Annotated in this window: 11 protein-coding genes; 4 read left to right on the top strand and 7 right to left on the bottom strand. The window is 68.6% G+C overall.

The window, feature by feature from the left end:
* Positions 1–21: 21 nt before the first annotated feature.
* The 4 genes from ACFFII_RS03450 to ACFFII_RS03435 all read right to left on the bottom strand — a co-directional run bounded on the left by ACFFII_RS03450 (position 22) and on the right by ACFFII_RS03435 (position 5,101).
* Positions 22–1,098, bottom strand: coding sequence for a branched-chain amino acid ABC transporter permease (locus tag ACFFII_RS03450; RefSeq protein WP_377697498.1), 1,077 nt, complete (start codon positions 1,096–1,098; stop codon positions 22–24).
* Between the two features lie 92 nt (positions 1,099–1,190).
* Positions 1,191–2,174 (bottom strand): branched-chain amino acid ABC transporter permease, encoded by a 984-nt coding sequence (locus ACFFII_RS03445; RefSeq protein ID WP_377697497.1) that lies wholly within the window; start codon positions 2,172–2,174, stop codon positions 1,191–1,193.
* An 84-nt stretch (positions 2,175–2,258) separates the two neighbouring features.
* Complete coding sequence (locus ACFFII_RS03440; RefSeq protein WP_240517407.1) at positions 2,259–3,017, bottom strand: ABC transporter ATP-binding protein; 759 nt, start codon at positions 3,015–3,017, stop codon at positions 2,259–2,261.
* A 110-nt stretch (positions 3,018–3,127) separates the two neighbouring features.
* Positions 3,128–5,101 carry a long-chain fatty acid--CoA ligase gene (locus tag ACFFII_RS03435; RefSeq protein ID WP_377697496.1) on the bottom strand — a complete coding sequence of 658 codons (1,974 nt, stop codon included), beginning with the start codon at positions 5,099–5,101 and terminating at the stop codon, positions 3,128–3,130.
* Between the two features lie 157 nt (positions 5,102–5,258).
* Between ACFFII_RS03435 and ACFFII_RS03430 the strand changes: the two genes are divergently transcribed.
* Entirely contained in the window at positions 5,259–7,151 is a 1,893-nt protein-coding gene (locus ACFFII_RS03430; RefSeq protein ID WP_377697495.1) for a hybrid sensor histidine kinase/response regulator, read from the top strand.
* The gene (locus tag ACFFII_RS03425; RefSeq protein WP_377697494.1) at positions 7,141–7,851 is read left to right on the top strand and encodes a response regulator transcription factor; all 711 of its coding nucleotides are present in this window, start codon (positions 7,141–7,143) and stop codon (positions 7,849–7,851) included. Before ACFFII_RS03430 ends, ACFFII_RS03425 begins: the two co-directional genes overlap by 11 nt.
* Before the next feature lie 192 nt (positions 7,852–8,043).
* On the opposite strand, the gene ACFFII_RS03420 is transcribed toward ACFFII_RS03425, so the two are convergent.
* Positions 8,044–9,249 (bottom strand): RsmB/NOP family class I SAM-dependent RNA methyltransferase, encoded by a 1,206-nt coding sequence (locus ACFFII_RS03420; RefSeq protein WP_377697518.1) that lies wholly within the window; start codon positions 9,247–9,249, stop codon positions 8,044–8,046.
* A gap of 368 nt (positions 9,250–9,617) precedes the next feature.
* On the opposite strand from ACFFII_RS03420, the gene ACFFII_RS03415 reads away from it, so the two are divergent.
* On the top strand, positions 9,618–9,830 hold the full coding sequence (locus ACFFII_RS03415; protein ID WP_377697493.1) for a DUF1674 domain-containing protein: 213 nt from the start codon (positions 9,618–9,620) through the stop codon (positions 9,828–9,830).
* A gap of 2 nt (positions 9,831–9,832) precedes the next feature.
* Here the strand turns inward: ACFFII_RS03415 and ACFFII_RS03410 are convergent, their stop codons facing one another.
* Together ACFFII_RS03410 and dapB are read right to left on the bottom strand one after the other, a co-directional pair.
* Positions 9,833–11,128: a D-amino acid dehydrogenase gene (locus tag ACFFII_RS03410; protein WP_377697492.1), complete on the bottom strand. Its 1,296-nt coding sequence runs from the start codon at positions 11,126–11,128 to the stop codon at positions 9,833–9,835.
* 205 nt (positions 11,129–11,333) lie between these two features.
* On the bottom strand, positions 11,334–12,152 hold the full coding sequence (gene dapB / locus ACFFII_RS03405) for a 4-hydroxy-tetrahydrodipicolinate reductase (RefSeq protein ID WP_377697491.1): 819 nt from the start codon (positions 12,150–12,152) through the stop codon (positions 11,334–11,336).
* Positions 12,153–12,221: 69 nt separating this feature from the next.
* Here dapB and rbfA point away from each other — a divergent pair, with 69 nt between their 5' ends.
* Entirely contained in the window at positions 12,222–12,659 is a 438-nt protein-coding gene (rbfA, locus tag ACFFII_RS03400; protein ID WP_377697489.1) for a 30S ribosome-binding factor RbfA, read from the top strand.
* The last annotated feature ends 7 nt before the right edge of the window (positions 12,660–12,666 follow it).

Below are 12,666 nucleotides of genomic sequence, written 5' to 3'. Positions count from 1 at the left end.
CCGGGTTCGGCCCGGTTCGGCTTAATGCGGGAACGGCCAGAGCCGCAGCTTTTCCTTGGTCAGCCGCCAGAGCTGGGCCAGCCCATGCGGCTCGACGATCAGGAAGAAGACGATCAGCGCGCCCACGATCATCAGCTCGACATGGGCGGCCAGGTCCGTGGGCCAGCCGAAGGCGCCCACCAGCACGTTCTTCAGGAAGACCGGCAGGACAACCAGGAAGGCCGCGCCCGCGAAGCTGCCGAAGATTGAGCCGAGGCCGCCGATGATGACCATGAAGAGCACGAGGAAGGACTTGTTGATTCCGAAGGTCTCGCTGGCCTCGGCCGCGCCGAGATAGATCGAGAAGAGCAGCGCGCCCGCGACCCCGATGAAGAAGGACGAGACGGCGAAGGCGCTCATCTTGGCGGTCAGGGGGTTCACCCCGATGATCTCGGCCGCGATGTCCATGTCGCGGATCGCCATCCACTTGCGCCCCGCCGTGCCGCGCGTGAGGTTCCGCGCCACCCAGGCCAGCCCCACCGCGAAGGCAAGGCAGACGAGGTATTTCGCCGGGGCCGAGGTTGCCGGGCCGCTGATGACATAGCCCAGGAAGGTGCGTTCCGGCGCGGTGATCTGTCCCGAGGCCGAGTAGTTGTAGAACCACGGCACCTTGTTGAAGAGCCAGACAAGGAAGAACTGCGCGGCCAGCGTCGCGACGGCAAGGTAGAAGCCCTTGATGCGCAAGGACGGCAGGCCGAAGAAGACGCCCACCGCCGCGGTGATCCCGCCCGCCAGCAGGATGTGGATCAGCAGCGAGATCTCGGGGAAGGTGGTCGTCAGCTTGTAGGTCGCATAGGCGCCCACCGCCATGAAGCCCCCGGTCCCGAGGCTCACCTGCCCGCCGAAGCCCACGAGGATGTTCAGCCCCAGCGCCGCGATGGCGTAGATCAGGAAGGGCACGAGCACCGCGTTGGCCCAGTAGTCGGTGATGACGAAGGGGATCACCCCGAAGGCCACCGCCAGCGTGACCCAGTAGCCCATCCGGTCGAGCTTCAGCGGAAAGGTCTGGCTGTCGTCCCGGTAGCTGGTCTTGAAGTCGCCGGCTTCACGATAGAGCATCGGTCGGTCCTTTCGTCACGGTCGCACCGGGGGTTTTCCACCCCCGGACCCCCGGAGGATATTTCTGGACAGAAGATCGGAACGGAGAGGCGTCACACACGCTCGATGATCCGTTCGCCGAACAGGCCCTGCGGGCGGAAGACCAGGAAGATCAGCGCCAGCACATAGGCGAACCAGCTTTCGGTCGCGCCGCCGACCATCGGGCCGATGTAGAACTCGAAGAGCTTCTCGCCCACGCCGATGATGAGACCGCCGACGATGGCGCCGGGGATCGAGGTGAAGCCGCCCAGCATCAGCACCGGCAGGGCCTTGAGGGCGATGAGAGAGAGCGAGAACTGCACCCCCGACTTGGTGCCCCACATGATGCCCGCGACCAGCGCCACGAAGCCGGCGATGGACCAGACCATGACCCAGATGAAGCGCAGCGAGATGCCCACCGACAGCGCCGCCTGGTGGTCGTCGGCCACCGCCCGCATGGCGCGGCCCTGCTTGGTGTACTGGCTGAAGGCGACCAGCGCCGCGACCAGAAGCGCCGCGATGACCGTGGCCCAGATGTCCAGCCGGTCGATGAAGAAGCCGTAGCCGGTCAGCGCCGCCGTCCAGGCCTCGGCCGTGTCGGAAATCCCCTGCGGCAGGCCCACGTCCAGCGTCTTGACGTCGGCGCCCCACATGATGTCGCCCAGGCCTTCCAGAAAATAGGCCAGCCCGATCGTCGCCATGAACATGATGATCGGCTCCTGCCCGACGAGGTGCTTGAGCACCAGCGTCTCGATCAGGATGGCGAGGCCGACCATCACCAGCGCCGTCAGCAGGATCGCCAGGAGCGAGGGCACGGTCCAGCCGAAGGAGGACAGATGCGCGCCGGTCATGGCGTTGATGAGATGGGCGAAGGGCACCTGCCCCTGCTGGATGCCCACCAGCGTCAGCGCGGCAAAGAGCGCGAGCACCCCCTGCGCGTAGTTGAAGACGCCCGAGGCCTTGAAGATCAGGACGAAGCCCAGCGCCACCAGCGAATACATGACCCCGGCCATGAGGCCGTTCACCAGGACCTCGGAGGCATAGAGAAGCTGTTCCATCAGCAGGCCCTCCGGGCGCGGTTGCGTCTGCATGGGTTGTGCATCAACCGTGCATCGGTTGTGCAGGGCTTGTGCGGCGTCCGGTCAGTCATGGGCGACCCCCAGGTAGGCGTCGATGACTTCCTGGTTGTTGCGGACCTCGTCGGGGGTGCCGTCCCCGATCTTGCGGCCGTAGTCCATCACGACCACCCGGTCGCTCAGGTCCATGACCACGCCCATGTCATGCTCGATCAGGGCGATGGTGGTCCCGAACTCGTCGTTCACGTCGAGGATGAAGCGGCTCATGTCCTCCTTCTCCTCGACGTTCATGCCGGCCATCGGCTCGTCCAGCATCAGGAGTTTCGGTTCCGCTGCCAGCGCGCGGGCAAGTTCCACCCGCTTCTTCAACCCGTAGGGCAGCCGCCCGACCGGAGTCTTGCGGATGTTCTGGATTTCCAGGAAATCGATGATCTTCTCGACCTGCTCACGGTGGCGGGTTTCCTCGGCCTCGGCGCGGCCCCACCAGAGCGCCTGTTCCAGCAGCGACGATTTCATCATCGTCAGCCGGCCGGTCATGATGTTGTCCAGCACGCTCATCCCGTCAAACAGCGCGATGTTCTGGAAGGTCCGCGCCAGCCCCTGCCGCGCCACCTGATAGGGGCGCATGGGCGGACGCTTGGCGCCGCGGAACCAGACCTCGCCTTCCTGCGGGACGTAGAAGCCCGACATGACGTTCATCATGGACGACTTGCCGGCGCCGTTCGGGCCGATGATGGCGCGGATCTCGCCCTCGCGGATGTCGAAGCTGATGTCCTTGATCGCGGTCACGCCGCCGAAGCGCAGGGTTATGTGGCGCAGGTCCATCAGCACGCCGCCGATCTTGCGGCCGTCGGCGGTGACGTAGCCTTCCGCAGTGGGCGCGGGTGCGGCGGGGGGCGGCGCGAGTTCGGACAGGATCGTCGGGGAGGTCGGACTCATTCGGCGGCCATCCTCTGCGCGGGCGTGGGGGTGGTGCGGACATCCTCAATCCGCAGCGTGGCCTTGAGCCGGCCCTTGCGGCCGTCCTCGTAGGTGACCTCGGTTTCCGTGTAGACGCTGCTGCGCCCGTCATAGAGCGCGGCGATCAGGTCGGCGTATTTCTCGGCGATCACGCCGCGCTTGACCTTGCGGGTGCGGGTCATCTCGCCGTCGTCGGCGTCCAGTTCCTTGTGCAGGATCAGGAAACGGTGGATCTGGCAGCCCGACAGCATCGGGTCCTGCGCCACCGAGGCGTTCACCTCCTCGACATGCCTGCGGATCGTTTCATAGACCTGCGGGTGCCCGGCGAGTTCCTGATAGGAGGCATAGGCGATGTTGTTGCGCTCGGCCCAGTTGCCGACCGCCGTCAGGTCGATGTTGATGAAGGCGGTGCAATAGTCGCGCCCGTTCCCCAGCACGACAGCCTCAAGGATGTTCGGGTAGAACTTGAGCTTGTTTTCCACGTATTTCGGCGCGAACAGCGAGCCGTCGGCCATGCGCCCCACGTCCTTGGCGCGGTCGATGATCCGCAGGTGGCCCGAGCCCTGCTCGAAGAAGCCCGCGTCGCCGGTGGCCACCCAGCCCTCGCGGTCCTTGGTCGAGGCGGTGGATTCGGGGTTCTGGTAGTATTCGACGAAGGTGCCGGGCGAGCGGTAGAAGACCTCGCCGTTCTCCGCGATCTTCACCTCGACGCCGGGCGAGGGCACGCCCACGGTGTCGGCGCGCACCTGGCCGTCGGGCTGCTGGGTGATGAACACCGTGGCCTCGGTCTGACCGTAAAGCTGCTTCAGGTTGATGCCGAGCGAGCGGTAGAAGTCGAAGATCTCGGGGCCGATCGCCTCGCCCGCGGTATAGCCCACGCGGATGCGCGAATAGCCGAGCGTGTTCTTCAGCGGCCCGAAGACCAGCAGATTCCCCAGCCCATAGCGCAGCCGGTCGATCGCGCCGACGGGGCGGCCGTCGGTCAGGGCCGTGCCGACACGGCGGGCAAGCCGCATGTAATGGTCGAAGAGCCACTTCTTGATCCGGCCCGCGTCCTCCATGCGGATCATGACGTTGGTCAGCTGGCCCTCGAAGACGCGGGGGGGCGCGAAGAAATAGGTGGGCCCGATCTCGCGCAGGTCGGTCATCATCGTGTGCGCCCCTTCGGGGCAGTTCACGCAGAAACCGGTCCAGTAGGCCTGGCCCACCGAGAAGATGAAGTCCCCGACCCAGGCCATCGGCAGGTAGGCCAGCACTTCCTCGGTCGGCTTCAGCTTGTCGAATTCCGAGGAATTGCGCGCCGTCTCGATCACGTTGCGGTTGGACAGCACCACGCCCTTGGGCTTGCCGGTGGTCCCCGAGGTATACAGCATCACGCAGGTGCTGTCGTAGTTCAGTTCGGCGATGCGGGCGTCCAGTTCCGCGCTGAAACGCTGGTGGGCCACGCGGCCCTCGGCCTGCACGTCGCGCAGCCAGTTCATGCGGGAATGGTCGTATTTCCGCATGCCCCGCTTGTCGGTGTAGATGATCTGCTCGACCGTGTGGGCCTCGCCCTCGGCCTCGATCACCTTGTCCACTTGCTCCTGGTCGCCGCAGACGACGAAGCGGGCGCCGGAATGGCCCAGCACATAGGCCATCTCGGAAGCGACCGCGTCCTGATACAGCGGGACGGGGATCGCGCCGCACATCTGCGCGGCCACCATCGACCAGTAATGCGCGGGGCGGTTGCGGCCGATGATCGCCACGTGATCGCCGCGGTTCAGACCCAGCGCGAGGAAGCCCATCGCGAGGGCGCGGATCTCCTCCTGCGCCTGCGACCAGGTCCAGCATTGCCAGATGCCGAATTCCTTTTCCCGATAGGCGGGCCGGGTCCCCAGCGATGCGGCGTTCCGCGCCAGCAGCGCAGGGATCGACCGCAGGCCCGCGTCGGGCGCAGCGACTGCTTTCATCCTCACTCCCTTTATACGGCACCGGGCCGTTGCAGGCAGAACTCCCCTTCCGCCTGCGCCTTCCTGTCTGGCGGGCGAATCTTGCCCGAGTTTTACCCGATCCTTACAAATTGTTACCGGCTTCCGCGCAGCGAAAGGCGATGCTAGCCATGGACAGATGACTCCTCTGGACAGCCACGACGAACTGACACGATCCGGGCTGAACCTGATTCAGCAGGCGATCTCGATCTTCGACGCGGACCTGCGGCTGGCGCTGTCGAACCGGCCCTACCAGCAGATGTTCGACCTGCCCGACCGTCTGGTCCAGCCGGGCGCGAGCTTTCAGGACACCATCGCCTTCCTGGTCGCCCGCGGCGAATACGGCCCTCAGGACGACCCCGATGGGGCCGTCCGCCTTCGGGTCGAGCAGGCCCGCACCTTTCAGCCGCATTACCTGGAACGCACCCGTCCCGATGGCCGCACCATCTCGGTCGAAGGGGCGCCGCTGGCGCAGGGCGGATGGATTGCCGTCTATACCGACATCACCGAGATCAAACGAACCGAGGCGCTGCTGCGCGCACGGTCCGAGGAACTGTCGGACCAGCTTCTCGCCCATGCCGAGCGGCTGTCCGCCGCGAACCGCCAGTTGGCGGCCACCAACGCCGCGCTGGAGGAAGCCAAGCGCGTCCTGACCGAGGCCGAGGCCCGCACCCGGCAGGTGACGGCCATGGTGCCCGCCCATATCGCCCATGTGGACGCCGAGGGCCGCTATACCTTTTCCAACAACCAGCTTGGCATGGTGTTTCCCGGCGTGGCCCGCGCCATCATCGGCCTGACCGCGGCCGAAGTGCTAGGCGAGACCTTCAAGAGCATCCGCCCGGCCCTTGTCCGCGCGCTGGCCGGCGAGCCGCAGGTGATCGAGGTCACGCATGCCGAATCGGGCCGCCGCATCCGCGTGGCCCTGACACCCGATCCCCAGGGCGAGGGCGCCTATGTCCTGTCCACCGACGTCACCGCCGAGGTGAACTCGCGCGAGGCGCTGACCCATGCCGCCCGACGCGAACTGGCGGCGCAGATGACTTCCGGCCTTGCGCATGACTTCGGCAACCTGCTGACGATCATCCTGGGGCTGCAGGGGCGGCTGGCGCGGATGGCCCTGCAGCCCGAGGCGGCGGCGGACGTTCAGGGAACGCTGGCGGCCGCGCGCCGCGGCGCGGTGCTGCTGGACCGCATCGCCACGATCACGGGGCCCCGCCGGCTTCAACCCGAGCCGGTGGACCTGTCAGCCCTGCTGGAACAGCTCGTGACCATGGCCCGGCCCTCGCTGGGGCGGGGGATCGCGCTGGAACTGGACTGCGAGCTGCCGGAAGGCGCGGTGCTGCTGGACCCCGGGTCCCTGCAGGATTCGCTGCTGAACCTGATCCTGAACGCGCGGGACGCGATCTCTGGCACCGGGGTCGGGTCGGGCAGCACCCATGGCGCGATCCGCCTGACGGCGCGCGTCCGCGGCCGCTGGCTGGAGCTGACCGTGACCGACTCGGGTCCCGGCTTCTCGCCCGAGGCGCTGGGCCGCGCGACCGAGCCCTTCTTCACCACCAAGGCCGGCCAGGGATCGGGGCTGGGCCTGCCGATGGTCTATGACCAGACGAAGCTCGCCGGGGGCACGCTGCGGCTGGACAACGCGCCGGGCGGCGGCGCGCGGGTGCGGCTGCGCCTGCCCTTCCAGCGGGTTGCACGGCGGCTGGTGCTGCTGGTGGACGACGACGACCTGATCCGCGAAACGCTGCGCGAGATGCTGACCGGCATGGGCCACCAGGTGATCGAGGCGGGATCATTGTCCGAGGCGCGCTCGCTGGCCGACCTGCCGGGGCTGTCGGTGATCCTGTCGGACCTGCAGCTGGGCGACGGCTCGGGCGCGGCCTTGGGCGCGCTGGGGCTGCCGCTGATCCTGATGACCGCGCGGCCTCCCGACGATCCCGAACGGCAGAGGCTGCGCCACCCCGTGCTGACCAAGCCCTTCGACGCCGCCGCCCTCAATGCCCTTTTCGCAGGCCTGCCCGATGACAAGTGACCCGCCGCTGATCGCCATCCTCGACGACGAGCCCGACATCCGCCGCCTGCTGGCCGACGCGCTGGAGGAGGCGGGCTTCCGCACCGCCGGATTCGGCCGTGCGACCGAGTTCGAGGCCGCCCTGCGCCGGATGACGCCCGACGCCTGCCTGATCGACCTCGGGCTGCCAGACCGCGACGGGCTGGCGCTGGTGCACAGGCTCGCGACGCAGTCGGGCGCGGCGATCATCATCATCTCGGGGCGGGCGCAGGTGCAGGACCGGGTGACGGGGCTGGAGCTTGGCGCCGACGACTATGTCATCAAGCCCTTCGACCCGGCCGAGGTCGTGGCCCGCATCCGTGCCCGCCTGCGCAAGCCCGCGCGCGAGGCCGCCCGAAACGGCCAGACCGCCCGCTTTTCCGGCTGGAGCGCGGATTTCGACCGCTACCTGCTGACCGGACCGGATGGGATGGAAACGCCCCTGAGCCATGCCGAGGCGGAAATGCTGCGGATGTTCCTCGACAGCCCGCGCAGGCTCATCAGCCGGGCGCAGATGCTGGAAAGCCTGGGCGGCACGGCGGGGGACAGCTTCGACCGGGCGATGGACGTGCGGATCTCGCGCCTGCGGACCAAGCTGGGCGAGGACCCGAAGAACCCGCGCCTGATCAAGACGATCTACGGCGCGGGGTATATCTTTCTCTCCGAGGTGGGGTGGAGCTGAGCCAGCGGCCTTGCGTCACCGCCGCGAGTGGGGTTTTCCACCCCCGATCGGGCCTGCCGGCCCCTTGTTCGCTGAAAACGGTCCACCGGACCGTTCTCCGGGCGCTCACAAGCCCCGGAAGATATTTGGGCAAAGAAGAAAGGGCCGCTTGCCGGCTCCATGGAGTCCAGCAAGCGAAGCCAGCCGGACCATTCAGGGCGCGATCAGCCGCACGATGAAGAACCCGTCCAGCCCGCCGATGTCCGGCCAATGGTCGGGCCGGGTGCGGATCGCGCCCGCCTCGGTGATCCAGTCCGCATTCCATTGCGCGGGATCGGGCGCATCGACCCGCAGCCCCGGATGACGGGCAAGTGCCGCGTCCAGTTGCGCCTCGCCCTCTGCCGGGTGCAGCGAGCAGACGGCATAGACCAGCCGCCCGCCCGGCCTCAGCAGCGAAAGCGCATGGTCGATCAGCCGGGCCTGAAGGCGCACGAGGTCGGGGATCATCGCCCCGTCTCGGATCAGCGGCAGTTCCGGGTGGCGGCGGATCGTGCCGGTGGCCGAACAGGGCGCATCCAGCAGGACCGCATCCAGGGGGACCTCGGGCCGCCAGTCCAGCGCGTCGGCCGCCACCATATCGGCCGAGAGCCCCACGCGGGCAAGGTTCTCGGCAACCAACGCCAGGCGTTGAGGTGACAGGTCGATGGCGGTGACGTGCGCGCCTGCCGCCGCAAGCTGCATCGTCTTGCCGCCTGGCGCCGCGCAAAGATCGGCAACGACTTCGCCCGACTGCGGCGCGAGCAGCCGCACCGGCAGCGCGGCAGCAGCATCCTGCACCCACCAATGGCCCTCGGCATAGCCCGGCAACGCCGTCACCTGCGTTCCGGCGGGCAGGCGGTGGCTGCCCGTCGGCAGCACCTCTCCGGGCGTGGGCCCGTGGGGCGTCAGGTCCAGAGGCGCGCCGCGTTCATGTGCGGCCTCGGTGGCAAGGGCCGTGGCCTCGCCCCAGCGGGCGACGATGGGGCTGCGCAGCCAGTCGGGCAGCCGCGGCGGGGGCGCGGCATCCCAGACCGTCTGCGCCTCGGCCGCGCGGCGCAGGACGGCGTTGACCATCCCTGCAGCGGCCTTGCCCTTGGGACCGCCCGCACGCGCCAGCGCCACGGCGGCGTTGACGGCGCCATGCGGGGCCTCGCCTTCGCCCAGCATCTCGGTCACGGCCAGTTGCAGCAGGTCCAGGGCCTCAGGGCGGGGGCGCCGGGACAGAAGCGGCGCCAGCACCGCCTCGGCCCGGCTGCGGTGGCGCAAGGTCGCGGCGGCGAGCCTGCGGGCGCGGGCGCGTTCGGGGGGGAACAGGTCGCGCAGGTTGCCCTCGGCCTCGGACAGCGGCGCCCCCTCGCGCACCGCCGCCAGCAGGCGCAGCGCCCCGGATCTTGCCGCGTGAGGCGTGGCCGCGCGTTCGCCATGCCCGGTTTCCTTGGCGGAGGCCTGCCCCGGCTTGCCAGGCCGTCGGCCCTCCTTGCCCGGCCGCTTTCGTGCGGCCTTTGCCTCGGCAGGCGCCTTGGTTCCTTCTTCTTTGTCCAAATATTCCGCGGGGTGATCGGGGGTGGGGCCCCGATCACGCGGAGGCGGCGGGGGCAGAGCCCCCTGCGGCATTTCGGGTGGAACCGGCCTCTGTTTGCGGACAGGCCGCGCCTCCGGTCCGGCCTTTGGCTGGTCGTCTTGCTTGTCCATCGTCCCCGCGGTCCCTAGGTGAAGGACAGCATTATCCAACCAGCGCGGGGTTTTCCATGACCGAGCCTGCCGATCCCACCGTCCTGCCCGAGGACCGCCCCGAATGGGCGCACCTGCCGCCGCCCGCCCGCCGCGCGCTGGCCGAGGCCGAGGCGCGGCGCCGCAACGCCGCGCCCTTGGACCTGCCGCCGGAACTGGGCGGCCGCGACGGGCCGGAACCCGTCCGCTACGGCGATTACGAACGCAAGGGCCTCGCGGTCGACTTCTGACCTCAGGCCGCTTGCACCGCCCCCACCGCGACCCGCGCCTTGCGGCGCTGGTAACGGGCGTAACCGAGGTCGTCGCTCTTGATCTCGGGGGTGCGGCCGCTGATCAGGTCGGCCAGCACGCGGCCCGAGCCTGCCGCCATGGTCCAGCCGAGCGTGCCGTGGCCGGTGTTCAGCCACAGGTTGCCGATGGGGCTTGCCCCCACGATAGGCGTTCCGTCGGGCGTCATGGGGCGCAGGCCCGTCCAGAAGCTCGCCCGGTCCAGGTCGCCCGCGCCGCCGAAAAGCTCCCCCACCGACTTCGCCAAGGTCGCCCGGCGGCGCGGCGACAGCGACAGGTCGAAGCCCGCCAGTTCCGCCAGCCCGCCCACGCGGATGCGGTCGCCCAGCCGGGTGATCGCGACCTTGTAGGTTTCGTCCATGACGGTGGACACCGGGGCGCGCGATTCGTCCACGATCGGCAGGGTCAGCGAATAGCCTTTCACCGGATGCACCGGCAGCTTGATCCCGAAGGGCGCGACCAGCGCGGGCGAATAGCTGCCCAGCGCCACGACGAAACCGTCCGCCACCAGCCGCCCGGCCGAGGTCTGCACGGCGGTGATCCGCGAGGACGATCCTTCCAGCCGGTCGATGGAGGTGTCGTAGAGGAACTTCACGCCTTCCGCCTCGGCCAGCGCGGCAAGGCGCTGGGTGAAGACATGGCAGTCGCCCGTCTCGTCATTCGGCAGCCGCAGCCCGCCCGCCAGCAGGTGGCGCGAGAAGGCCAGCCCCGGCTCGGCCGCAACGCAGCCCTCGGCGTCCAGCATCTCGAAGGGAACGCCGTCGGCGCGCAGGACCTCGATATCCTTCTGAACAGCCGCGAGTTGGTAGGCGTCGCGAAAGACCTGAAGCGTGCCGCGCGTCCGCTCGTCATAATGGATGCCCGTCTCGGCCCGCAGGGCACCAAGGCAGTCTCGCGAATAGTTGGCGATCCGCATCATGCGCGACTTGTTCACCGCATAGGCGTCGGCGGTGCAGTTCCGCAGCATCTTCCCGATCCAGCCGAGGCGCTGGGGATCGGCCGATGCGTGCAGCACCAGCGGCGCATGGCGCTGGAACATCCAGCGCAGCGCCTTCTGCGGAATGCCCGGCGCGGCCCAGGGGGTCGAGTAGCCCGGCGAGATCTCGCCTGCATTCGCAAACGAGGTTTCCATGGCGGCGGCGGGCTGACGGTCCATCACCGTGACCTCGTGGCCCGCGCGGGCCAGATACCACGCGCTCGTCACCCCGATGACGCCTGCACCCAGAACGACGATCTTCATGGCTCGATCTTCCCCAAAGGACATTTGGGGAAGGATCATGCGGATCACCGGAAATGTGCTGCCAATGTTGCGTTACCTGCGACCTGTTGCCGCAAGGATGTTCGGCCAAACGAAGAAGTGACCTTATAAGCTTGCGCTGCGCCGCAGCACCACGCCGGAATCCTCCGGCATGATCAGGCTATCGCGGGACGATGTCCCGCAAGGATCAGAGCCCCAGCACGTCGGCCATGTCGTACTCGCCCGGACCCTTGTCCTGCCCCCACAGGGCGGCCCGCAGGGCGCCGCGCGCGAAGATGGCTCGGTCGGTGGCAAGATGGCGCAGGACGACCCGCTCGCCTGCCGCGGCGAAGATCACGTCATGCTCGCCCACGACGTCGCCGCCGCGGATCGCCGAAAAGCCGATGCTGCCCAGCTTGCGCGGTCCGGTCATGCCTTCCCGTGCAGGCACTCGCAGTTCCTCCAGCGTGGCGCCGCGTCCCTCGGCCGCGGCCTCGCCCAGCATCAGGGCGGTGCCCGAAGGCGCATCGACCTTGTGGCGGTGATGAGCCTCGACGACCTCGATGTCCCAGTCCTCGCCAAGCGCAGCGGCCACGCGCCGGGTCAGGCCGACGAGAAGGTTGACCCCGAGGCTCATGTTCCCCGCGCGGATGATCGGGGCGTGACGCGCGGCGGCCTTGATGTGGCGCAGGTCGTCCTCGGACAGTCCGGTGGTGCCGATCACATGGACCGCGCGGGCCTGCGCGGTCAGTTCCGCATAGGCCACCGTGGCCGCAGGAGAGGTGAAGTCCAGCAACCCTTGCGCCTGCGCGATGGCGGCCACCGCATCATCCGTGACGGTCACGCCCAGGGCCGCGCCGCCCATCGCGGTGCCGAGGTCCTGCCCGACCCACGGGTGCCCTTCGCGTTCCAGCGCACCGGCCAGACGGCAGTCGCCCGAGTCCAGCACCGCCTGCACCAGCATCCGCCCCATGCGCCCCGAGACGCCCGCGACCACGATCCCCGGCCTGTTCTGCTCCGCGCTCATCGCTCACCTCCGCTGTTCCCGGCGGTCTAGCCCGTTGCGGGAAACACCGCGACCCCCTAGATGGGGCGCATGGCTTCCAATCGCTTCAACACCGGTCCCGGCCCGTCGCAGCGCCAGCTGCGGGTGGGCGAACTGATCCGCCGCACGCTTTCGGACGTGCTGCTGCGCGGGGACGTGCACGACCCGGACCTGAACCGCCACTCGATCACCGTGGGCGAGGTACGGACCTCGCCCGACCTCAAGGTCGCCACGGCCTATGTCCTGCCCTTGGGCGGCCATGACGCCGAGGAGGCGCTGGCCGCGCTCCGCCGCAACACGCGAGAGCTGCGTCACCTGGTCGCCAAGGACATGTCGCTGAAATACGCGCCGAACCTGCGCTTCGTGCTGGACGAAACGTTTGACCGCATGGACGACACCCGTCGCATCTTCGCCGACGAGCGGGTGCGCCGCGACGTGGAAGGCGACGAGGACTTCGAGGCCGGCCCGAACGATGATCGGCAGCCTTAAGCGCCGG

Origin of the sequence: Paracoccus niistensis (genome assembly GCF_042432925.1) — a bacterium.
GTDB lineage: Bacteria > Pseudomonadota > Alphaproteobacteria > Rhodobacterales > Rhodobacteraceae > Paracoccus > Paracoccus niistensis.
The sequence above is the reverse complement of the archived record's forward strand: the minus strand, read 5'-3'. Positions and strand labels throughout refer to the sequence as shown.